Genomic DNA, 24,208 nt, shown 5'->3' on the forward strand with positions numbered 1-24,208 from the left:
TAAAAAAGCGAGGTATTATATGAAACAATCAGGAATGCTGTCAATTGAAAGCAAAAACATATTTAACATACTAAAAAAATGGTTATACACAGAACAGGATATTGTTTTCAGAGAACTGATATCCAACGCATGTGATGCTGTAGAAAAATTATCAAATATTAAAAATATAAAAGGTGATTTATCCGAATATAAAGGCGTTATTTCTGTTACATTAGATGCAGACAAGCAATGCATCATAATCAGCGACAACGGTATAGGCATGACAAAAGAAGAAGTTCAAAAATACATAAATCAAATTGCTTTTTCAGGAGCAACTGACTTTATTAATAAAAATAATCAGGCCGGAAGCGAAACTATAATAGGTCATTTCGGTGTTGGTTTTTATTCTTCATTTATGATAAGCAATCATGTTGCCATAGAAACAAAATCTTATCTAGAGGATGCAAAGGCTGTCAGATGGGATTGCAATGTGGACATGTCATTTTCTATGAATGAAGGAAAAAAGCTACATACAGGTACAGATGTCATACTATATCTTGATGACAACAACCCTTACTTAAAAAACCCAAAGCTTATCCTTGATATAATTAAAAAATACTTTGTTTTTTCAAAAACAGAAATATATTATGAAGCTCCTGATATACAAAGACAGCTTGTAAACATACCAGAACCTGTTTTCAGGTTAAGCAGCAATCTAATTAACCCGGAAGAAATGAATTTATTTTACAAAGATTTTTTTGATGACGTGTTTGATCCGTTATTCTGGTTTAAATTTGAAAGTATTGATTTAGGATTAAAAGGAATATTGTTTTTCAGGAACACAAAGAACAATACAGAAGAATTAGATGGAAAAATAAAGGTATACAGCAGAGGGGTCTATATAGGAGAAAACATAAGAGAGCTAATACCAAAATTCGTAAACCTTCAAAGCGGCATTATTGAATGTGACAATCTACCTCTTGTAGTATCCCGCAGTACAATACGAGATGAGGATTCCAATGATAATGTAGTGTCGCTTATATATGAATGCCTTGCACAGGAAGTTACTATTTACATTAATGAAATGTTTGAAAAACACAGGGAAAAGTATGAAGCTTATTGGCCGAACATCAATGCCTTTGTGAAATACAGCATACTTCAGGATAAAATATTTGCTTCTGTCATGGCCAGAAAAGCCATATTTATGGATTTAACAGGAAGATACTATACTATTAAAGAATATGTTGAAAAATTTGAAGGTTCAGAAGACAATGTAGTATATTATTCCTCAGATGCAGTTGAGCAGGCATACTATATAGGAATTTTCAAGCGTTGCGGCATGAATGCGCTGTTGTTTGATCATGTTATTGACCAGCCTTTTATGAGAAAATATGAGGTTCTAAATCCTTCCTTAAAATTCATAAGAATCGATTCAAACATTGAAGCCATATTCAAAGGAGAAATAAAGGAAGAGGACAAGCAAAATTCAGAGGTTGTTTCTGATAAAATCAAAAGTGCCCTTGGAGACAGGCTTGGAAATATAGAATTAAAAATAACAAATATTCAGCACGAAAGCATATCAATGCTGATCATCAATGATGAAAAAGCAAGAAGAATGGCTGACATGATGGAAATTTACGGACTAATTAATGCTAATAATTTTTCCGCCAAAGAGCTGCAGTCAAAAAGCACTTTGCTTATAAACCTGAACAATGAAATTGTCCGATTCATCCTTAACTCAAATAATGAAGAGCTTCAAAGCATTGTAATTAACCAGCTTTTTGACTTAGCCTTATTGAACCAGCAATCTTTAGAGCCTGAAGATGTTGAAAATTTCGTCAACAGAAGCGAAGAATTGCTTGTACGAGCAATAAGAAAATAAAATAATGCAGCCTGAATTTTGGGCTGCATTTTTGTTTTATGAAATTGTTTTGAGCCACTCCCTGACCATTTTTACTTTTTCCTTATGTTTTGTGGATTCAATAATTATAAGTAAATCTTTTATGTAATCAATGTAGTCCCCATTCTTATGAATAGAATAAACATTGATTAAATAATTTATTGATTCGGTTATTTCTTCTGCCACGTCTTGAAGCATGTTCCTTGAGATTTTTTTTATTATCAGATTTAAATTGCCTGTGGTAATATTATAGACTGTTTCTTCAAATTTTTGTGATTCACAGCAATCCTGTATACCAGAATATATTCGCAGCATGTCCTTTGTCATGTCTCTTGTCCATGGCTTTTTCTCCGTTGTAAAGTATAGAGAAAGAAGCTTGGCAAGATAGATCCATTCTTCATAGGTTGTGCTGTGAATATCTGCATTTATATAATGATCAGTCTCCACAATATAGTGATATATAATTCCTTTGTTTACTGCTGTTTTAAGCTCATTCTCGAAAAATTTCTCGCTCTTGACAGTATCTCTTTTGTAAATTGAGCGAGTGGAATTCTGCATGTACTCTTCAAATGTCAGCTCTTCAAATCCAACAGGGCAATCCTTTATGCTATGAACATCAACTATGTCTGGAATATCCCTATGTTGCTCATGGAATGGTTCTAAGGAATACTCCCCTTCCATATAGTTTAGAACCTCTTTTATTTCAGTTCTGTCGTAATATGTATAGCGCTGATTTCCCTTAAGCTTCACAAGAATCATTTTTAACCCTAAAAGGTATTGTCCATAGTCTTTTTTCTCCAGGTCCCTGTAGGCCATCTCAAAAATACTGCTGTAGGACAATCCGGTTATATCCATTCTGAATACAAAATCATCAGCAGCAACATAATATTTCTGGTCAAATATTGGTTTTGAAAAATATTCATCTTGAATGTATTGAACAAGATTTATTAAATCTCTTGTAATCATATAACTTCCTACAACGTGGAGTTTTGTCATATGTTCATTAATATTCTGTTTATTTGTCTTTGTATCATTGTCCATTTGAAGCTCCTTTTTGACAAGTATATAAGCATTATATCAGAGTTATTTCTGCTTTTCTATTATGTACTTGAAACTTATCCATACGAATTTAGCATTATACAATCCGCTTTAATTTTGCTATAATACAAAAATCCAACAACATACAGTTCTTAATAATATAAAACAATGGAGGCAAATATGAAAAGGCTTGAAAATAAAATAGCCATAATTACCGGTGGAAATTCAGGAATAGGCCGTGCTACAGCAGAACTTTTTTGCAAAGAAGGTGCAAAAGTAGTTATAGCATCAAGAAGGCATGAAAAAAACGAAGAAACAGTGAATGAAATTACAGCCCAAGGCGGAGAAATTATGGCTGTAGAAGCCGATGTTTCTAAAATGGAAGATTGCCGAAAAATCGTTAATGAAACAATCAGAAAATATGGACAAGTAGACATTTTAGTAAATAATGCAGGTATTGCAGACAGACATATGCCTATAAATCTTTGCACTGAAGAATGGTATGAATATGTGTGCAGAGTTGACCAGTTTTCTGTTTACTACATGACAAAGTATGCTTTGGAGCATATGGAAAAGAAAGGCAAGGGCTCTATAGTTAACGTATCTTCCATTGGAAGCCAGGGTGTAGCCGGCATTTCATACAGTGCAGCTAAAGCAGCAGTAAACAGCATGACTAAAAACATAGCACTCCAATATTCTCCAACAGAAATTCGCTGCAACGCAGTTGCTCCGGGACCTACACCAACAGAGCTTAATGCACCGGAACAGTTCAAGCTTTTTAATCAGGAATTTGCAGCAGCCTGCGCAAAACACTTAGATGTTGAGCTTCCGGAGGCTCAGGCAAGCGATCAGGCTGAAGCAATTTTATTCTTTGCCAGCGATGCTTCAAGAGCAGTAACAGGACAAATATTGTACGTTGACCACGGTACTTCATTATATTAATGAGTCACCGTTTGATAACAAAGTTAATTAAATTAATAATATCAGTAATTGTCAGTAAACTCGAAATCATAGTTCGTAGGGGAGGACCTCGTGTCCTCCCGCAACCCCGGGCGGACACAAGATCCGCCCCTACGGTTTGTGGAATCGGGGTTTGTCAATTGTCTGAGACTCAACATATAAAAATTATTTAAATGAATTAATATTGGAAATTGTCATCAAACTCGAAGTCACAGTTCGTAGGGGAGGACCTCGTGTCCTCCCGCAACCCCGGGCGGACACAAGATCCGCCCCTACGATTTGTAGAATCTGGGGTTGTCAATGGTCTGTGGAAAATTAGGTTTCTTCTCGCTCTGCTAGAGATGAAAGCACCGATGTCTTTGTCACAATACCCTTTAAAACTCCTCCTCCGTTCAGAACTGCAATTGGATACTTTGCTTCTGCTGCCATGGGAAGTATCTCGCTTAGAAGAGTGTCTTCGCTTGTGGTCATGACATCTTTGTTTATTACGTCAAACAGCTTCAGGTTTTCCTTTCCTGCCCTTAATGCATCGTCTATTGACACTATTCCCTTGTACACCATCCTGCTGTCCACAGCATATGCAGTAGACACAGAATTTTGCTGCATTTCACGTATTGCATTCTTTGGCGAATCACTTTCCCTCACTAGACATGACGGTGTAATCATTATGTTTTTAACGCTGAGCACCTTTGTTTTATCAGCACTGTCTATGAATTTCTTGACGTAGTCATCCACCGGATTCGTGGACATATTTTCCGGAGTGTCTATCTGTACAATTTTGCCGTCCTTCATTATGGCAACCTTATCTCCCAGCTTAAATGCCTCATTGATGTCGTGGGTTATGAAAATAACTGTCTTTCCCAGCTTCCTTTGTATGGAAAGAAGTTCAAAGTGCATGTCTCTTCTCACAAGAGGATCAAGTGCAGAAAACGGCTCATCCATGAGAAGGACTTCCGGATTGCTTGCCAATGCTCTTGCAAGCCCCACTCTTTGCTTCATTCCTCCGGAAAGACTTTCTATGGATTTATGTTCCCACCCTTCAAGTCCTACCAGTCGTGTCATCTCAAGGGCTCTTTTCTGGCGTTCATCTTTAGCTGTACCCTTGACTTCCAAACCATATGCAACATTGTCCATGACGTTTCTGTGTGACATGAGTCCAAAATTCTGAAAGACCATGGAAATTTTGTTTCTTCTGTATTCCAGAAGCTCAGACTTGTTGAATGTTTCAATATTTCTTCCTTCATAAATTATTTCTCCGCTTGTAGGCTTCAAAAGCTGATTGAAACATCTTACCAATGTTGACTTTCCGGAACCCGACAGTCCGATTATGACGAAAATCTCACCTTTTTTAACTTCAAAGGAAACATCCCACAGGGCAACGGTCACTCCTGTTTTCTTATACACGTCATCCTTGTTTGAGTTTTCCTTCATCATTCTTGAGGCTTCTTTCTTGTTTATGCCATAAAGCTTTGTAATGTTTTTAACTTCTATTATGTTGTCATTCACTGTTCAGCCACCTCTTTCTTTTTGATTAAGCCCTGTGTGAGGCGGTCGAAAATAATGGCTATAATTACTATTGAAATTCCAGGCAGCAGTGCTTTGCCCATTTCTACACGGTTTGTGGCAATGAGTATTTCAAGTCCCAATCCTTCTGCACCAATCAATGCGCAGGTAACAACCATTGACATAGCCATCATTATTGTCTGGTTTACTCCTGTCATTATTGTGGGCATGGCTTGAGGTATCTGAACTTTCACAAGCGCCTGCATCTTTGTAGATCCAAATGCAATGGCAGCTTCCTTGACCTCCTTGTCAACATGCATGATGCCGTGGCTTGTCATTCTGACCATGGGCACTATGGAATATATAACTGTTGCCAGAAGAGCAGGCATGATTCCTATGCTGAAAAGCATTACTGCAGGAACCAGGTATACAAATGACGGCATGGTCTGCATCAAATCCAGTATGGGCCGTATTATGTTTTCAGCACGCTTGCTCATGGCTACAAGTATTCCCAATGGAAATCCAAGTATCAGTGATATGGCCACAGCAGCTATTACCACACTGACAGTATCTATCATGTGTGACCATAAACCGCTTGCCCCTATAAAAAACATCATGGCTCCGTACAACAATCCCACATAAATTTTCCTGCTGACTCTGTAGCCAAAATATATGACAACTATAATAAGCACGAACCATGGTATTGAGGAAAGTACCCAGTTGATACCCTGTATGCTCCTTATAGCAACGGACCGTATAGCCCCAAGAATACCCTCATTATTTTTACTGAACTGCTTAACGGCATCGTCTATAGCAGATCCAATATTAAACTGCAGTGACTGAGGAAACGAATATATGCTGTTCATATGTGTCATTCCTTTCAGGTTTATCATTCATTGAGATATGCTCGTACCATTTCAGCATTTTCTTTAGGAAGCCATTGGTCAAGAAGACTGTCATTTTCCTTTAACAGCCATTTTGCAGTATCCTCGTGTGTTGCCTTTGTTTCATCAAGATATGCCAGTGCTTCGCTTATAAGCTGACTTCCTGTCTTGTATTTTTTAAAAAATTCAATCAGGTCCGGAGCCTTTTCTGCAAATTTGCTGCTGCTTACTATTTTAAGCTCCTGCTTTGGAAACTCACACTTACCTTCCATAAACAATACCTTGTCATATGGAGCATCCTCAAGCAGAACCAAATCCAGCTTACCGCTCACCCATGTAGGCTCATAGCAGTATCCTACCCAAGGCTCACCAAGGTTGTATGCAGAAACAAGGGATGCAAACAATGTTGCTTCACTTCCTAACCTTGTGTAGTTGTACATTTTATTGAGTCCGTAGAATTCGTATTTTTTATACAGAACTTCGTCTGCCATCCATCCTGGAATCGAACCATAAATTCTGCCCATTGTTTTGTCTTCGTAGTCCTGGAAAACATCAGGATAATTTTTAAGATCTTCAACTGTTTTCAAATCAGGGGCCATTGGTTCTATTCCACGTTCCTTGTCCCCTTCAATTACATAACGAGGAACATAAAGGCCCTGCGCACTGTCAGGAACAAGCACGCCAACATCCACAATATCTCCATTTTTGACATCTTCCGGATAGCTTGCAACATTGTCTGTCCAGCTTTCAATATCCAGATCCACATCGCCAGATATTATAGCCTGCCAGTTCATGGTTGATGAAGCAGCTGATGTTTCAAATACATAACCTTTATAACCATGTTCAACTATTATTCTGGCGATTTCATTATGTAGTTTTTGGCTGTCCCAGCCGTTATCTGTAACAACTATTGTCACAGGCTCCTTTGATCCTGTTGCTGCATTTTGCGTACATCCTGCAATAACAACAGTCATAACAAGAAGCACTGTAAAAAGCCAATACAATTTCTTCATAAAATCCCTCCATTCAATTTTTTTATATAGAAACCAAATGTAAATAGAAATAGATGGCTTGTTACGAAGCATTATTCTCTACGTTTGTAAATGTTAGGCAGCAAAACTTTATAAGATACTTCGCTTGCAGATGACGTAAACAGGTTTTGTCAATAGTCTAATGGGTAACAAAATAAAAGTTTTTTTACAAACCATTTTCTAATACATCTAGTACTATTTTATCCGGCAAACCGTTTTTCAGAAAATCCAATAAACCTGAAGCATAGCCGCAGTATGTTTTAATTTTTTTAAGTTATGAGTAATGAGTTATGATGCATTAAAATACAAATTATTTTAAGGCCAGAATGATAATTTTGATGTCATAATGCTTAATATTAAATAAGCATTAGATTATGTGACAGTATTTACTGTAAGAAAATTGTATAATTATTTTACAGCAATTTCCTTACATTTGTCAACCCTTAATGAAAAACACAAAAAAAGAAGCCGTTTTTAAACGCTTCTTCCTGCATTTATGAAATTCATTTTTTATTTGAAAACATTGAATAAATAAAATTCTCCACATCGCAGATAATCAGTGGAGCAGTGTTGCTTTTTAGAATTAAATGGCCGCCTTTATCGTAGTATTTAACTTGCTTTATCTCAGATGAAATGTTATCCATAATATAGGCTGCACTTTTAATCTTGACTGTGTCGTCGTCTTTGGCCTGTATTGCGAAAAACGGCACATCAATTTTCTTAAGCTTTGTCTTGGTAATGTTTAGAAGCTTAAGGAAATTAAGCATGGACACCATGGGCGATGCTTTTTGAGCGCTGAGATACCTTCTGATATGCTCTGACTTTTTGTATTTTACATCCTCTGCAATGTTTTGAGCCACTCTTTTCAGTTCCCAATAATAAATTGGAGTATTGATTGTAACAATTGCTCTGACTCTGTACTTGCATGCAAGGTTAACTGCTATGAGCCCTCCCATGGAAAATCCTATGAGGACAATATCGTCTGTTTTCTGCCTGAGCCTGATAAGTTCCGTTTCAGCTGAAGCAATCCAATCATGGTATGTGGCTTTTTTCATGTGTACTCTGTTTCCAGTATGCCCCTTCAGACGTGGACATGACACTTTGTATCCTTCTTCCTTTAGGTGTTCCGCCAGCGTTTCAATTTCGTGTATTCCTCCACCGAAACCGTGAATCACAAGACATCCTGTTCTATTTTTTTCCATATATACCTGCCGATTCAGCACATTATTTTTTTAATTATATTATAACACATAACTAATTATACGGAAATAAAAAAACTACAATCTAATATTGCAGTCAATTGATGACAAAGTTGTTTCAATAATGTATGGGAGGACTACTGTCCTCCAATAGCATTATTGAGATAATGACACGGGCGGACACAAGGTCCGCCCCTACGATATGTAGAAATAAGGTTTATTAAGGAGTCCGGTGGGGACGGTTCTTCCTGACCGATCTATTTTCGTCATCCCATGTTTATGAATGAGCTCATTTTTGTTGAAAATGTGAAATTTTCAGACAAATCTTTACTCTGTCTTGCCTTCAGCAATGCTCCATTTTTAATTCCCAGATACTTGTCATGTTCCACGGCAATTTTTCCGTTAACAATTACAAAATGTATTCCTTCATTTTGAAGCAGCGGCTGCTGATAATCTGAATGGTCAATTATTCTTTCAGCATCGAAAAGAACAATATCTGCCTCCATGCCCACATTTATTTCTCCCTTGTTCTCCAAGCCATAAAATTTAGCCGGAAGCGAAGTCATTTTACGTATTGCTTCTTCAAGAGTCAGCACATGCTTTTCTCTAACATATCTTCCCAGTATTCGTGGAAATGTTCCTATTGCCCTTGGATGTGTCATGGGCATTCCCGGAACATACAGACCGTCAGTTCCGAACATGCACAAAGAATCTGCAACCAGAGTTTCCACATCATCTTCCGACATAGAAAATCCTATATAACCGGCACCCAGAGAATTTTCAGTCAAAATTTTTATAAATGCATCAAATGGCTGTATGCCAAGATAATCAGCATATTGTTCTATTGTCTTACCGATGGCGTCCTTAGTATGAGCAGCATCAAATATGAGTATTCCATCATATCCGCATGAAGCAAGAGGGCTTTCAAAGTTCTTGTCCGGGTTGAATATGGATTTTTTAAGCTGTTCGTGATTATTTACGTCTTTCAGATATGTTATAATATCATCCTGGTCCATTTTTTGCACATTTGGCGGAAGTGTTGATCGTATAAGTGTCGAACTGGCTGCATATGGATAGACGTCATGCATAACCGGTATTTTGGCATTATGAATCATGCTGCACGTGTTTTTGACCTTCCCCCAATTGTTTTTTCCGCTGGCCTTATGGTGCGATATATTTGCTCTGGCACCGGAAGACTCTGCGATCCTTATTGTTTCTTCGACGCACTCTTCAAGCTGATTTCCCTGATCCCTTATGTGAGAAGTGTAGATTCCTCCATATTGACCAACTACTTTACAAAGAGCTTCAAGTTCACTGCTGTCAGCAAACATGCCCGGAGCATACATGAGTCCGCTTGATAAGCCAAGGGCTCCTCTTTTCATTCCTTCATCAACCAATTCAGTCATTTTTTCAAGCTGTCTTGCTGTAGGTTTTTCCGGTGACAATCCCATAGCAGCCATTCTGACTGTTCCGTGGGGAATGAAATAAGCCATGTTTATACCCAAAGGAAGTGTGCTCATATAATCCAGGTACTTGCCGAATGTTGTGAAAGTATTACTTTCAGCATAAATCGGTGCACCCTGGCTCTTGAAATATGATGTATACTGACTTATGTATTCAGAACCTACGGGAGCCGGTCCCAATCCGCACTGACCGCATATTTCAGTTGTTATGCCCTGGCACAACTTTGATGATCTATCGGGATCAACAAATGCAAACATATCAGAGTGACCATGCACATCAATAAATCCCGGTGAAAGCACAAGACCATGTGCATAAATTGTTTTTTCTGATGGTTCATTTACTTCACCTATTTTTACAATTTTATTATCCTTTATAGCAACATCACCTTTATATGCAGGATTTCCGGACCCGTCAATGATGTCTGCTCCTTTTATTAAAATATCAATCATAATTACCTCCTGTTTTTAGATGTCAAGACAGAAGCTGTTCTGCAGCAAGTTCTTTTTCCCTGCTCATTTGTTTTACAGTTTCTTCAATTGTAATTTTTGCTGCGCAGTAAAACATAACAACAGACATAGCAAGTGACGTCCACCCGATTAGACCAATTAGAGTTGTAGTTACAGATTGCGGCTGAATTTTTAGGTCAGCATTATAGCCTGCCATCTGCAGGGATATTCCGATTATAAGAGTTGTGATAGATGTACCGCACTTGTTCAGGAAACCCATGAAGTTAATGACCATGCTGTCAATTCGGCGATTGTTCTCATACTCAACATGGTCTGCTACTTCCGCACGTGTTGTACTGAAAGTAACAATGTTGAGGGCAACTGACAATCCCATGATGAACGCATTTACATACATGGCAAAGACATTCATAGGGAAAATCAGAAATGGTATTTTGCTGATGAATATTAATGCTGCACCAAGCATCATGGCTCTGCGTCTGCCAAGGGCTTTGTCCAGTCGTTTTATAAATGGTAATGCTATGATTGACCCAACAGCAAACGCAGCCATTACATAAGTTGTAAGCCCTGAATCCTTAAAAACATATGAACAGTAATAAACCAATGTAGATGTAAGCAGAGCGTTGTTGACAAAATACAGTGTTGAAAATGCAGTGTTCCATCTAAAATTGTAATTTTTCATGACAATAGTGAACGACTTACCCAGAGAAAGCTTTTCCTCATTTTCATTTTTTGGTTTAACGCGCTCACGGGAAGTAAAATATGAAAAAAGTGCGCCGGCAATTACAAATACTCCGATTACAGCTGCTGCAAGCGGAAAACCACGGCTTGGGTTTATCATGTCACCATTGGTGTCAACACCGGAAAATATACGGACTAAAGGCCAGCACAGCACACTTGCCAAAACTCCACCAAGACTGGCTCCCCCAGAAGTATATGTGTTTATGCTTATGCGTTCCATTCCGTCAGAAGTAGCCAGTATGGGCATGGCATATGACGGAAGGCGTAAAAATGTTGTAAAAGAATAAAAAACAACATATATAAACATTCCATAAAAAGGCTTCATGTTCTGTGGCATATTAAAAGGCATAAACATCAGAATTGTAGTTATGGCCAGCGGAACACATATGTAAAGCATGTATGGTCTGACACGTTCACCGTTTTTGAATCTGTGGTTGTCAGCAAAATGGGCGATGAGCGGATCATTGATACCGTCCCAAATAACGCCAAAACTGACTATAGCCCCGGCAACAGCCGGAGATATTTTAAAAACATTTGTGTAATAGAACAAGATAAATGTGCTTACAAACTGGACGACTATATTGCATGAAATCGAAAATGAACCGTAGCCGAGCTTTTCTGCCAGACTGATTTTTTGATTATTCATATTCATCCCTCCTTATTTTAATTATAATACTTGACTAGTATAAACAGTTAATATATATTTTTAATTAGAAGTTATAAGCTATACTTATAAGGTGAGGGTTATGCGTCTAGATCAGATAGAACATGTAATAAAAATTGCTGAATGCGGCTCAATGAATAAGGCCGCAAAAAACCTGTATTTATCACAATCAAACTTGTCACAATCCATAAAAAACCTTGAGGAAGAAGTTGGACAGCCTATTTTTAACCGTACAGCCAAAGGTGTAGAGCTGACAAATTTCGGCTGCGAGTTTCTAAACCATGCCATGGCCACGTACAGTCAGTTTCGTCTCACACAGGAATTTTGCTCGACTTATGGCAAAAATCCATCACTGACATTGTCTGTTGCATGTCAGTACATGCGTTTTGCTCATTTGCTGTTCATGCAGCTGTGCAGCAAGTACAACAGTCATCACACCGAATTTTCTTTTTTGGAATGCTCATTCATAGATATTGTAAACAATGTGAGTTCACATAGGGCAGAAATCGGCATATTGCTTTTATCTCAAAACCACAAAAAAATAACATTGCATTTGTTAAAATCACGAGGACTATCCTACCACCCTATTCTTGCCTGTCCTGCATCAGTGACTGTAGGAAAAAACAGCCCCCTGTACTCCTTCAGCGGCTCCGGTGTCACTTTGGACATGCTGAAAGATTATCCAATTGTAATGTACACAGACACGAATTTCAACTTTTCTTCAGAATTGGAGGATATTGAAATATATAAACGAAAGAACCGTATAATAGTATCTGACAGAAGCACCATGCACGAAGTGCTGCAAAACACAAATGCCTATTCAATTGCAGCATATACAAATGCCTATAAAAAAATCGAATATTATGATAATATCCGGGCATTTGAATTGCTTGATGACAGGTTTTCTATAGAGCTGGGATGGATTAGCAGCATCAGCCACCCTGTTTCAGAACTTGCAAAAGAATACATAGGAATGATTGAAGACCTGCAGAGATTAGGTTAATATTTCTTCGATATAATAAATGGGGCTGTTGCATTAGTGATAGCATCGTGTCATTCTGAGGGCTTTAGCCCGAAGAATCTCAGAATTCAAAAGATGAGATCCTTCGCTCAACGATCAGGATGACATGAATACACTTAATGCAACAGTCCCATTGCCATTTAATATTATAAAACTAAATCTTCATCCAATATTTCACCGGTTGCTACTATGTTTGTATCTCCTATGAGGTAGAGTTTATGAACAACATTGCCTGTTCTTTCAACTTCCACAAACAATTCGCCTCCTGAAACTATGATTTTAACTTTGTCACCTTTCAAATAACCCTTAAGTATTAAGGCAACAGCTGCAGATGCCGAACCGGTTCCGCATGCCAGCGTTAAATCTTCCACACCTCTTTCGTATGTCTTGACCAATGCTGTATGTTCATCTAAAATTTCAAAAAAGTTCACATTGGCACCCTTTGGAAACTTTTCATAGTATCGGATTTTCTTTCCTGTCTCAAAAATTTCTTTGTAATCTGCATGAGACAGTCCTTCAAATTTTACAACAGCATGAGGCAGTCCTGGATTACCTAATTCAATGTATGAACATTCATATTTGACACCATCAATTTCCAAATCATTTTCAATCTTCACTATCTCAGGTTTGTTAAGCAGAACCTTGACCTGTCGGCCTTCAAGAACCTCGGATTCTACAATTCCTGCTCCGGTTTCAAATTTCATTTTTCTGCCTGCAATGTTGTTGATGTAGGCGTAACGGGATATACACCTTGCACCGTTGCCGCACATTTCTCCTATGCTTCCGTCCTGATTGTAAAAGCGCATTTTAAAATCAGCATCTCCATCGGGATAATCAACCACCATGAACCCGTCTGCTCCCAGGGAAACTTTTCTCTGGCACAGCTTTTTTGCTATTGCCGGTATTTTTTCCACAGGCAGTTTTAAAATCATGTTGTTTATGATTATAAAATCATTTCCTGCTCCCTGCATTTTGGTAAACTGCATAATGTGCCTCCTTATTTCAATGAATCAGGTATTATCTCATTTTCTATCATATGCTCGTAGCTTTGTCTTTTTACTATTATTTCTGATTTTCCTTCTTTAACCAGCACTGTGGCCAATAGAGGATTTTTGTTGTAGTTGCTTGCCATTGTGTAGCTGTAAGCTCCTGTTGAAAACACCGCAAATATGTCTCCTCTTTTCACATCTGCAACCTGTGCATCACGGATGAGGACGTCTCCAGATTCACAGCACTTGCCGCATATTGTAACTGTTTCTGTCTTTGGTTCTTCTGCCTTGTTGGCAACTATTCCTTCATACTTTGCCTGGTAAAGTGCAGGTCTTATATTGTCGGTCATTCCACCGTCAACCGAAACATATTTTCTGATTCCTTTTATGTCCTTGATTGTTCCTATGGTGTAAAGAGTTATTCCCGCTTCTCCAACTATGCTTCTGCCCGGCTCAATTACAATCTCAGGTCTTTCGATTCCTATATCCTTAGAAAACTGTTCAATTTTTTCCATCATTGGGTCCAGGAAGTACGCATATGGTTTTTTATGGTCTGCTTCTGTGTATTTGATTCCAAAGCCGCCGCCAATGTTAAGCTCTGGAGTGGCATAATCATATTTTTCTTTTGTGTCCTTAATGAGCTTAAGAACTATGTCCAACGCCTTAAGGTGAGATTCATTGTCATGAAGCTGAGAACCTACGTGGAAATGAAATCCCATGAAATTTGCATATGGAGATTTTATTGCATGCTCTATGGCTGGAAAAATCACTTCATCATCCAGCGGTATTCCGAACTTTGAATCCTTTTTACCTGTTACAATGTAGTCGTGTGAATCGCTTTTTACTCCGGGAGTCACCCTGTATAAAATGTTTACTTTTTTCCCTTTTTCCTTGCAGATTTCTTCAATTAAATCAAGTTCGTCAAGGCCGTCAACTATTATTCTTCCTATGTTGTAGTCAATGGCAAGCTGAAGTTCTTCAATGGATTTGTTGTTTCCGTTGAATTCAATTTTTTCAGCAGGAAAATCCGCCTTCATTGCTGTATACAGTTCTCCTCCTGAAACAACGTCCATGCAGAGACCTTCTCTTTCAATTATTTTGCACATGGACAAAGTCAAAAATGCCTTTGAAGCATAGGCAGCTCTTGTCTTTTCATATTTATTGAGAAATGTATCTCTGATTTCTTTACATTTTTCAACTATAGCTGTTTCGCTCATTACATAAAGCGGTGTTCCATATTTTTTAGCAAGTTCAACTGTATTACATCCGTCAAAATACAAAGTGTTGTTTTTTATTGTTCTATCCATTATCATTATCTCCTTTTTAATTTTATGGAGTTATTTACAATTTTAATTAGTATAACTTAATCTTAATATAAATGCAAATATTATACCAAAAAATTTATATATTCTCAACTATTTTAATATTTTTTACCTCAAAATGCATAGGACTGTTGCACCAAATTTTTTCATGTCATCCTGAGCGTTAGCGAAGGATCTCATCTTTTAAAATTATGAGATTCTTCGGGCAAAGCCCTCAGAATGACACGATAATAATTACAATGCAAACAGCCCCATTATTTATATATTGAATTTAATTGATTTTGTTCTTGTGTCAATAGTGCAGTTTGCTCCCAGCGGTATTGTTGACATTGGGAAGCAATGGCCTGACTTGATGTTGTACATAACCGGTTTGCTGTAATCTGCAAGAACATCCTTAAGCATTTCAACAACTGTATATTCACTGTCACTTTCGTTGACACAATCTGTAAAATCTCCGAAAATTATTCCTGCTGATTCTTTCAGTTTGTTTGAATATTTAAGCTGGTACATCATTCTGTCCAGTCTTCTTACATTTTCTTCAACATCTTCAATAAATAAAATTTTATCCTTTGTATCAACTTCATATGGTGTTCCTATCATGGAAACAAGAAGAGATAAATTACCTCCCACAATTGTTCCCTGGGCACAGCCCTCAACCATTACCTTGAACTCTTCACCCTGTGGGTTATCAAGCAGTATTTCATCTTCCATGTTTAGTGCCTTTTCGAAGCTTGTTCTTGTGAAATCGTCGTAGGAATTAAGCATGTTTGATTTAACCATGGGGCCGTGGAATGTTACAAAACCACATTTCTGATTGAAATTCACGTTCAAGTTTGTAACATCGCTGTATCCCACAAATATTTTGGGATTGTCTTTAATCATTTCAAAGTCTAATTTATCCATTGCATGAGAGCTTGTATCCCCGCCTCTTATGCACCATATGGCTTTTACTTCCTTGTCGCCAAACATTTCATTGATATCTTCTGCCCTTGACTTTCCAGGACCTGCAGAGTATCCGTGCAATGACTGGTATGTACACTTTCCCATTTTAACCTTGTATCCCATGTCTTCAACCAGCTTTTTGCAAGCATCAGCTTGTTCTGTGGTTACAGGAGAAGATGGAGCTATTATTGCTACTGTATCGCCTTTTTTTAGCTTATCAGGAAAAAACATTTTGTTACCTTCTTTCTGTCAATTAGAAAACTATGTTTGTGATAACTGCTGCAGCTATTAAGCTTATAGCATCAACCAGCAATCCTACAGACAATGTGTGTCTTACTTTTGTAATTTTTGCAACTCCGTAATAAACAGCTATGCAGTACATTGTAGTTTCTGTTGAACCCATAGCAACTGAAGCCATTCTTCCTATTAATGAATCCGGTCCATATGTATTGAACAGTTCAACCATCATTCCTTCAGCGCCGCCGCCTGAGAGGGACCTCATGATACCCATTGGCAGAACTTCTGCAGGCAATCCTATTAAATTTGTTACAGGGCTCAATAATTTAACAACAAAGCTCATTGCTCCTGAGGCTCTGAATATTCCTATAGCAGCAAGCATTGCAACAAGGTATGGTATTATTCTTATTGCTGTATCAAATCCTTCTTTTGCGCCTCCAACAAACACTTCATAAACCTTGACTTTTTTAATATATCCATAAAGCGGTATTCCCAACAATATAGCTGGTATTGCATATAATGATATTGTATTTAAAACTGTCTGCAGCATATTATCCCTCCTGTACGTTTTCTACATCAGATTTTTCTATATAGTTTTCAACCTTGTATCTTTTCATTTTTCCGAACAATTTTGCAAGTATTATGGCTGAAACCGTAGAGATTGTTGTAGCCAGAATAACAGGTCCGATAACTTCTGTTGCGTTTGTAGAACCTGCTGCTGCCCTTAATCCAATAACAGTTGCAGGTAAAAGTGTTACAGATGATGTGTTTATTGCTAAAAACATAACCATGGCATCTGTTGCAACACCCTTATGTTCATTTAATGTATCAAGTTCTTCCATTGCCTTAAGTCCAAATGGAGTTGCTGCATTTCCCAATCCAAGAATATTTGCTGCTATATTCATTATCATTGCTCCCATTGCAGGATGATCTGCCGGTACTTCCGGGAACAGTTTTTTCATAATAGGGCTTAAAGCTTTAGCTAATCCTCTTATTAATCCTGATTTTTCTGCGATAGCCATTATTCCAAGCCATAAAGTCATTATTCCGATAAGTCCTATTGCTATTTCAACTGCTGTGCCGGAAAAGTTTATGGCTGCATCTGTAACCGCCTGAACATTGCCGGTAAAAATAGCAACTACAACACCAATAACTATTAAACCTAACCAAATTCCATTAATCATTTTTGTTCTCCCTTTTTAGTATTTTTGTCTTGTAAATTTTGCAGGGATTTACAAACCCAATTAATCCTCCCCTCTGAATGTTGAATAATATTTATTAATTATAGCTGTCGAAATATAAAGCAATATGTATGCCAAAAATCAAGATGCAATCAAAAAAATAAATTGCTGAATTTCATTGCAATTTCAGTGTTTATATTTGTTGCAAAAATCCCAACAATTTAATTTGTTCTATTTTGAATGTTGTTTTTTTCCGCATTTGCGGAATAAAAAAATTCGCTGTCATCTGCTTTTCAGTAAAATATTTGTTTTTTCAATAAAATGATAAAATTCCGCAAAACAGGAAAGTTTCCTGTTTTGCGGAATCAATTAAATAATTATATTATGTTTTTTAACCTTTTCATAAAAAGCTGTCTTGCCTATGTCAAGAGCCATAATGGCTGATTTATAATCACCGTTGTTTGCAGCTATTGCTTCTTCAATTGCTTCTTTTTCTGCATCGTTGATTATTTCTTTTAACTTTCTCAGCCCCTTAGCACCTGCCTTATTCTGCTGTCTGTTTCTTTTTACAGCTAAGTGACTTGAAAAAATTGTTTTTCCCTCTGCCATGTTTACTGCTCTTTCAAGAATATTTTCCAGCTCCCTTACATTTCCCGGATAATCGTAGGAGTACAACAGCCTCAATGCTTCACCTGAAATTCCTTTGTCTCCGCAGCCTGTCCGTTCGCAAACTCTTGGAAGTATATTTCTTACAAGAGAATAAATATCTTCTCTTCTTTCTCTTAAGGGTGGCATCCAGATTGGAAATACATTTATCCTGTAGTACAAGTCCTCTCTGAAGCGTCCTTTTTGAACTTCTTCTTCCAGATTCCTGTTTGTAGCAACAATTATTCTAGCATCAATTCTTTTAATATCCTTGCTGCCCACCTTGTAGTAGGACTTATCCTGTAGAACCTGAAGAAGTTTTGATTGAAGGGACATTGAAATCTCACCTATTTCATCAAGAAACAATGTGCCGTTTTGTGCTGCTTCAAACAATCCAATTTTTCCTCCGGTCTTTGCCCCGGTAAATGCTCCTCCTTCATAACCAAAAAGTTCACTTTCCAGCAGTGTTTCCGGTATTGAGCTGCAGTTTACAGCTATAAAAGGATTATTGCAATAGCTGCTGTTTTCGTGAATTGCTTTTGCCAGCATACTTTTTCCTGTCCCGCTTTCCCCCAGTATCAGCACTGTTGAATTGGACTTGGCAGCTTTCAATGCAAGCCTTTTCACGTTGGTTATTTCCCTGCTGTCACCTGCCAGATCAGGCAGCAGCTTCTCGGTAGCCTCCTCATCGCTGAGTTTTCTTTCCATTCTGAAAAGATTTTGCAAAGCTTCGTCACGTTCGCTTATAATTTTTTTGATTTCAGATATGTCCTTGATTATCAACACTGCGCCCGTTCTTTTGCCATTCTTGTCCACAGGATGCAGGGAGCAGATAGTCGGTCTGCCATTTATCTCCTTGTATTCATCTGTATACCTGATGTCGTTCCCTACTGCTGCCTCATAAAATTCCTTAATGGTGGAATTGCCGTTGTGTATTTCAAATACATTTTTCCCAATCACATCAAAAAGCTCTGTATCATTGCCCTTGGACCTGAACTCCTTGCCCTTAAGCAATGCGTTTATGTCTTCGCCCCTTGCTGTATATCCTTTTGTCTGGTAAAACTTCATTTTTTTAGTGGCAGCATCTAAAACAACCATATGACCTATACATTTAACAAATTCAATCTTGTAAGTGTCTTGCCCTGCTGTTACTGCAACTATACCGTTTTCAAAGTCTATGGAAGATGAAATATGTATCCCATGATACATTCCTTCAAGCTCAAGTTTATCATGGAGTCTGTCACTGCTGCTGTATACATATTTTGGAACAAGCCGTCTGTCATCACAGTAGCTTCCTACAGCAACAATGGCATCTCCTGTTTTTATATTGCTGTTTCTAATGCCTATATATTTAAGAGATTCCGGAGAAAGGCCTCCATCATCCTTACCGATGCAGCTGTCTGCAATGATGACAATATCACCCTTTTCAATTTTTCCTGAACTGTGGCTGTACTCGGGTTTATAGTCTATTCCGAATATTTCCTTTGCCTTGCTGTTGTATATTTGAATGATTCCCATGGTGTCAATGAATATAAAGCCGTCATGTATCATGTCCGTAAATTGTCTTTCAAAACTGTCTTTTTCAAACATAGTTCCCATCCATCATTTAATCTTTTTGTTAATAATATCACTATTTTTGACTTTGTTCAACTGTTTGAAATAAAAGAACCTGATTCTTTTGAATCAGGTCAGTTTGATGCAATTAATAATATTGGTAATTGTGGTGATGTTGAAATCTAAGTACGTAGGGGAGAGTCTTGTGCTCTCCCGCAGATAACAATTTATTGTTTGTATTAATCAACGGGAGGACAGTAGTCCTCCCCTACACCTTGAAACAAGTTATTACAATTTTTTCATCTCTAACAGCTGGTATTCTACTTTGAACTCTTCTCTTCTCAGGCCTCTGTCCTCATATTCGCATTCACCCACCTGGTTATCGTAGGGGTCATGACGCCAATATTTTTTAGGAGGATCAAATTCATGCTGGAATTCTGAGTTTGCAACCATCCTGAATGGGTCCAGGTTTCCAAAGTAAAAATTCCATTTTTCAGTGTTTCCGTTTCTTAAAGCTCCTCCCCCAAATGAAGGATCTGCAAACAGCCACCCAAAAGGTTCCACATAAAACTGTGTCCAGTCGTGAGGTCCTATGTGCTGTGGAGTAACTGCCAATCCTGACTGCCATCTTGCAGGAATTCCCGCGCATCTTAACAGCGTTATGAACAACAGCCCCTGCACACCGCAGTCACCTTTCAGGTTTAATGCCGCGTATTCAGGAATATTTGTTATGGTGGAGTATGCCCTCATGTAGGAATACCTCACGTTTTGTGTTATGTAGTCGTATATTTTTCTTGCCTTGATGAGAGGATTTGTTTCATCTCCTACTATTTCATTTGCAAGTTCTCTTATGTACGGTGTGAACATGATATGTGGTTCTTGTTCCTCTGTAAAGAACTTTGGCTGCTCTTCCGAAACCAGTAAAGGATCAGGGTTGTTGTATGTAAGAGTGCTCTTAAAGGAATATTCCACTGAAAATTCCTGAGGCCCTTCCAACTTTGTTTCAAAATATGCTGTTCTTTGAGGATAGTCAACTGATGACATATATTTTGATTCAGGTGTAGTACTGATTATTTTAATGTCTGATTGCTGGCATTCTATAGGCAGCGGCATATGAACTTTTATTATTTTTCCAAGTTTGTCACCGGGATTTTTGATCTTCACTGATGTCTTCATGCGGATGAAGTATGAAGCGCTTCCGTTTTCTTTTGTGTCTTTGATGTTGTCGTTTAAGAACTGACCTCTGTCGTCATTTGAAACGTTGTTTTTAAGCCTTGCTTCAATATCTGGTCTTGTCTTCACAATGGAGCCGTAAAAGCTATCGTTAAATTTAACTTTTCCATCAACCAAAATCCAGTCAGCCTGGGAATTTTCCTGCAGCTCTTCCATTTCTTCTTCCGTGAAGTCCTTTATGTTGTCCTGCATGATTTTCAGTGCCTGTTCAAATGAATAAGGATATTCACCCTTTATGGTGGTGAGTATTTCTTTTTCAATTTCAAGCCTTTTTCTCATGGCAACAGGTATTTGTTTTTCAAGGCGCAAGTCTATGAGTTTCTGTGCCCCTTCAAAATTTCCGCTGCACTTTAACTTCAGTATATCTTCAGGAAGATTTACCTTTAAGTACTTTAAATCATTAAACATGTTTTCCCCCATGATTATTATATTTAATTATGCAAAGGCATCATTATAATACTGCTCAGACTATTGACAAACCCCGGCGCTGTCATCCTGAACGATAGTGAAGGATCTCATCTTTATTGAATATGAGATTCTTCGGGCTATGCCCTCAGAATGACAACGTCGAAAGTTACTTCGTCATCAACCGTAGCATCATAATGCTGCTTCAGTACCGTGACAATCATTTTCTGTTAAAAGTTCCAAATCCTTTTCCAGCAAAAACACATTATGTCCTTGTTTTCTTTTAATCATGAATCCTTTTTCTCTGTTTTTAATCAAGTAAACATTATTGCAGCATGTGGATACTGCAAAAAACTTTTTCTTCACTATAAAAAGTGGTATGCAGAAAAATCTGAGAACATGGTATTCAATATATGCCTCATACCGGCCGTATTTCCCACAAAAGCTGCATAATATGGGCTGGTAGAAGTCCATGTTTTCCCGTTCAACATATATGTTAAAAAAAGACATATTATCAACTCTTTTTTATTTTTTATATTATATTAAATCAGTTCCTCTTCCTTGACAACTCTTTTTATTTTTGCGCCTAAATTCATAAATTTATTTTCTATATGTTCATAACCTCTGTCAATATGATGTATGTCCGTTATTTCAGTTAGTCCGTTTGCAATCAGGCCTGCAATTATAAGGGCTGCACCTGCTCTTAAATCCGTAGCTTGTACCACCGTTCCCTTCAATTCAGGATTGCCTTTTATCCATGCCTGCTTCTTTGTGTATTCTACGCTTGCACCCATCTTCCTGATTTCATTCACATACTTGAATCGGTCCTCGGATACCCCTTCCACCACTGTGCTTTCACCGTTGACACTTGACAAAAGAACTGTCATAGGCTGCTGCAGATCTGTTGGAAATCCAGGGTACGGCAAAGTCTGTATATTTACTGGAACAAGTTCCTTATCGTAAAACACTCTCATGGAATCTCCGTATTCTTCAATTCCAACACCCATTTCCTTCAGCTTTGCAGTCACAGGCTCAAGATGCTTTGGAATTATATCGTCTATTATGATGTCTCCCTTTGTGGCTGCAGCGGCAATCATGTATGTTCCGGCTTCTATCTGATCAGGAATTACCTTGTATGTGCAGCCTGTAAGTTCTTTCACTCCGTTTATTCTTATTACGTCAGTTCCTGCACCCTTAATGTCCGCTCCCATTGAATTCAAAAAGTTCGCAGTGTCCACTATGTGCGGTTCCTTTGCAGCATTTTCTATAATAGTCCTACCTTCTGCATAAACTGCTGCCAACATTATGTTTATGGTAGCCCCTACGCTTACAACATCCAGATATATCTTTGCACCAATCAGCTTATCGGCTTGTACATTTACTCTTCCTTCGGGGGTGATGTCAACAGTTGCTCCCAGTGCTTCAAAACCTTTTATGTGCTGGTCAATGGGTCTGTCTCCTATGTCACATCCTCCCGGCAACAGAGAAGAAGCCTTTTTAAATCTTCCAAGCCCTGCTCCCAGCAGATAGTATGAAGCTCTCATTTTTTTCGACAATCCGTTTTTAAGATAGCATTCGTTAACTTGAGATGCATCAACATAAATGGAAGTGTCGTCTATATGTTCAGCCACTGCGCCCAGTTCCTTCAATATGTCAATGAATACATTGACGTCTTCTATTTTAGGAACATTTTGAATGATGCACTTGCCCGGGCAGAGCAATGTGGCCGGTATTATGGCAACAGCAGCATTTTTAAACCCTCCGATATTAACTTTTCCTTTTAATTTTGTTCCGCCTTCTATAACAAATTTAGACATAAACAATTCCTCAATTCTGTTTTTTTATGTATTTAAATTGACTGGCAATGATATACTCAATATTACAATTTTATTACATTCATCATAATATGATATAATATTTTTTGTTTTTTTTCAACAAAATAAAATATATACGTTTATTAAATATTGGTTATCTTTCACTGTATTTTCCAATTGCGTAACTATTTGTAATCAATCAGCGTTTGGAAGGTGTTTTTGAGTACCATCACTGAATATAACTTTCCACGCGGGGTCAGAATTTATTCTTGCAATGTACTGCCAATTCTCATCTTCCGTGCTGTAATATGTCATTTCAATTTTAATAATTTCTTTGTCTGAAACATCATCGTATGTCAAAAGCCTCATTAAAGCTTCGACGGCAGTAACTGTCCTAACTTTTTCAGTTATTTCCTTGACATGATTTATTCGCTGCATTTCAAACTTGTAAATACCATTTTCATCAGCGTAAAAATTCATGTATGAATTTTCCATGGAATAATCGTTGTAACTTTGCGTAAATGAATAAACACATGAATCTTCAGCTACATATGTGCGGTTTTCAGTATATCCTTCCATGCTGATGTTTTTTTCTTCAACAAAATCATTTATGAGCACTGACATTTCATCTTCGGTTGGATGTTTCCCCTGTATTTTTTCACGAATAGTGTAGCTCAGTTTTTTTCCGTTTATTATTTCAAGTGTTTCTCCATTATCATTGTTGTACACATACACATCTTCAACTGCTTCTACACCGCTTCCCAGATAGTTTTGAATAAGCTCATTGTTTATATCTATCACTTCATATTCAGTATCAAGTAAGGGCATAACGTATGTCTGTTCCGGTATTTCGCTATTTATTGTTATATTTTTCTGTTTAAGAAGCTCTTCAACGCTCTCAACAAACTGCTCATCATTCATGACATTATAATCTTCCGTATATGCGTTGCTGAAGTATGATGCCAATAAAATGATATTTAAAATAACAAATGCAATTATAAGTATTGTGTTTGACTTGTTCCAATCCATATATTCATC

At 37.7% G+C, this 24,208-nt stretch carries 20 protein-coding genes; 3 read left to right on the forward strand and 17 right to left on the reverse strand.

The window, feature by feature from the left end:
* The first annotated feature begins 19 nt into the window (after positions 1-19).
* Positions 20-1,861, forward strand: coding sequence for a molecular chaperone HtpG (htpG, locus tag LY60_RS01385; RefSeq protein ID WP_145078956.1), 1,842 nt, complete (start codon positions 20-22; stop codon positions 1,859-1,861).
* A 36-nt stretch (positions 1,862-1,897) separates the two neighbouring features.
* On the opposite strand, the gene LY60_RS01390 is transcribed toward htpG, so the two are convergent.
* Entirely contained in the window at positions 1,898-2,920 is a 1,023-nt protein-coding gene (locus LY60_RS01390) for a hypothetical protein (protein WP_145078960.1), read from the reverse strand.
* A gap of 177 nt (positions 2,921-3,097) precedes the next feature.
* Here LY60_RS01390 and LY60_RS01395 point away from each other — a divergent pair, with 177 nt between their 5' ends.
* The gene (locus tag LY60_RS01395; RefSeq protein WP_145078963.1) at positions 3,098-3,859 is read left to right on the forward strand and encodes an SDR family NAD(P)-dependent oxidoreductase; all 762 of its coding nucleotides are present in this window, start codon (positions 3,098-3,100) and stop codon (positions 3,857-3,859) included.
* Positions 3,860-4,192: 333 nt separating this feature from the next.
* Here LY60_RS01395 and LY60_RS01400 read toward each other — a convergent pair whose 3' ends face one another.
* The 6 genes from LY60_RS01400 to LY60_RS01425 form a co-directional block, all read right to left on the reverse strand.
* Positions 4,193-5,383, reverse strand: coding sequence for a quaternary amine ABC transporter ATP-binding protein (locus LY60_RS01400; protein ID WP_246145338.1), 1,191 nt, complete (start codon positions 5,381-5,383; stop codon positions 4,193-4,195).
* The gene (locus LY60_RS01405; protein WP_145078966.1) at positions 5,380-6,246 is read right to left on the reverse strand and encodes an ABC transporter permease; all 867 of its coding nucleotides are present in this window, start codon (positions 6,244-6,246) and stop codon (positions 5,380-5,382) included. The genes LY60_RS01400 and LY60_RS01405 overlap by 4 nt, the downstream gene beginning before the upstream one ends.
* 23 nt (positions 6,247-6,269) lie before the next feature.
* Positions 6,270-7,277 (reverse strand): glycine betaine ABC transporter substrate-binding protein, encoded by a 1,008-nt coding sequence (locus LY60_RS01410; RefSeq protein WP_145078968.1) that lies wholly within the window; start codon positions 7,275-7,277, stop codon positions 6,270-6,272.
* A 521-nt stretch (positions 7,278-7,798) separates the two neighbouring features.
* Positions 7,799-8,497 carry an alpha/beta hydrolase gene (locus LY60_RS01415; RefSeq protein ID WP_145078971.1) on the reverse strand — a complete coding sequence of 233 codons (699 nt, stop codon included), beginning with the start codon at positions 8,495-8,497 and terminating at the stop codon, positions 7,799-7,801.
* Between the two features lie 263 nt (positions 8,498-8,760).
* Positions 8,761-10,407, reverse strand: coding sequence for an N-acyl-D-amino-acid deacylase family protein (locus LY60_RS01420; RefSeq protein ID WP_145078974.1), 1,647 nt, complete (start codon positions 10,405-10,407; stop codon positions 8,761-8,763).
* A 22-nt stretch (positions 10,408-10,429) separates the two neighbouring features.
* Positions 10,430-11,809: an MFS transporter gene (locus LY60_RS01425; RefSeq protein WP_170226069.1), complete on the reverse strand. Its 1,380-nt coding sequence runs from the start codon at positions 11,807-11,809 to the stop codon at positions 10,430-10,432.
* 100 nt (positions 11,810-11,909) lie between these two features.
* Between LY60_RS01425 and LY60_RS01430 the strand changes: the two genes are divergently transcribed.
* Positions 11,910-12,830 (forward strand): LysR family transcriptional regulator, encoded by a 921-nt coding sequence (locus LY60_RS01430; RefSeq protein ID WP_145078980.1) that lies wholly within the window; start codon positions 11,910-11,912, stop codon positions 12,828-12,830.
* Between the two features lie 164 nt (positions 12,831-12,994).
* Here the strand turns inward: LY60_RS01430 and dapF are convergent, their stop codons facing one another.
* From dapF to yycI, 10 genes are all read right to left on the reverse strand, one after another.
* Positions 12,995-13,834, reverse strand: a complete 840-nt coding sequence (gene dapF / locus LY60_RS01435) for a diaminopimelate epimerase (RefSeq protein WP_145078983.1) — start codon at positions 13,832-13,834, stop codon at positions 12,995-12,997.
* 11 nt (positions 13,835-13,845) lie between these two features.
* Positions 13,846-15,144, reverse strand: a complete 1,299-nt coding sequence (gene lysA, locus LY60_RS01440; protein ID WP_145078986.1) for a diaminopimelate decarboxylase — start codon at positions 15,142-15,144, stop codon at positions 13,846-13,848.
* Positions 15,145-15,417: 273 nt separating this feature from the next.
* The gene (locus LY60_RS01445) at positions 15,418-16,332 is read right to left on the reverse strand and encodes a S66 peptidase family protein (RefSeq protein ID WP_145078990.1); all 915 of its coding nucleotides are present in this window, start codon (positions 16,330-16,332) and stop codon (positions 15,418-15,420) included.
* 22 nt (positions 16,333-16,354) lie between these two features.
* Positions 16,355-16,888 (reverse strand): spore maturation protein, encoded by a 534-nt coding sequence (locus tag LY60_RS01450; protein WP_145078993.1) that lies wholly within the window; start codon positions 16,886-16,888, stop codon positions 16,355-16,357.
* A gap of 1 nt (position 16,889) precedes the next feature.
* Positions 16,890-17,522 carry a nucleoside recognition domain-containing protein gene (locus LY60_RS01455; RefSeq protein ID WP_019227391.1) on the reverse strand — a complete coding sequence of 211 codons (633 nt, stop codon included), beginning with the start codon at positions 17,520-17,522 and terminating at the stop codon, positions 16,890-16,892.
* A 366-nt stretch (positions 17,523-17,888) separates the two neighbouring features.
* Complete coding sequence (locus tag LY60_RS01460) at positions 17,889-19,754, reverse strand: sigma-54 interaction domain-containing protein (protein WP_145078995.1); 1,866 nt, start codon at positions 19,752-19,754, stop codon at positions 17,889-17,891.
* A 252-nt stretch (positions 19,755-20,006) separates the two neighbouring features.
* The gene (locus LY60_RS01465; protein WP_145078998.1) at positions 20,007-21,359 is read right to left on the reverse strand and encodes a transglutaminase family protein; all 1,353 of its coding nucleotides are present in this window, start codon (positions 21,357-21,359) and stop codon (positions 20,007-20,009) included.
* Positions 21,360-21,548: 189 nt separating this feature from the next.
* Positions 21,549-21,866, reverse strand: a complete 318-nt coding sequence (locus tag LY60_RS01470; RefSeq protein ID WP_145079001.1) for a zinc-ribbon domain-containing protein — start codon at positions 21,864-21,866, stop codon at positions 21,549-21,551.
* Between the two features lie 32 nt (positions 21,867-21,898).
* On the reverse strand, positions 21,899-23,173 hold the full coding sequence (locus LY60_RS01475; protein WP_019227387.1) for a UDP-N-acetylglucosamine 1-carboxyvinyltransferase: 1,275 nt from the start codon (positions 23,171-23,173) through the stop codon (positions 21,899-21,901).
* A gap of 192 nt (positions 23,174-23,365) precedes the next feature.
* Complete coding sequence (yycI, locus tag LY60_RS01480; protein WP_145079004.1) at positions 23,366-24,199, reverse strand: two-component system regulatory protein YycI; 834 nt, start codon at positions 24,197-24,199, stop codon at positions 23,366-23,368.
* Positions 24,200-24,208: the final 9 nt, after the last annotated feature.

The sequence above is a fragment of the Sedimentibacter saalensis genome (assembly GCF_007830175.1).
GTDB lineage: Bacteria > Bacillota > Clostridia > Tissierellales > Sedimentibacteraceae > Sedimentibacter > Sedimentibacter saalensis.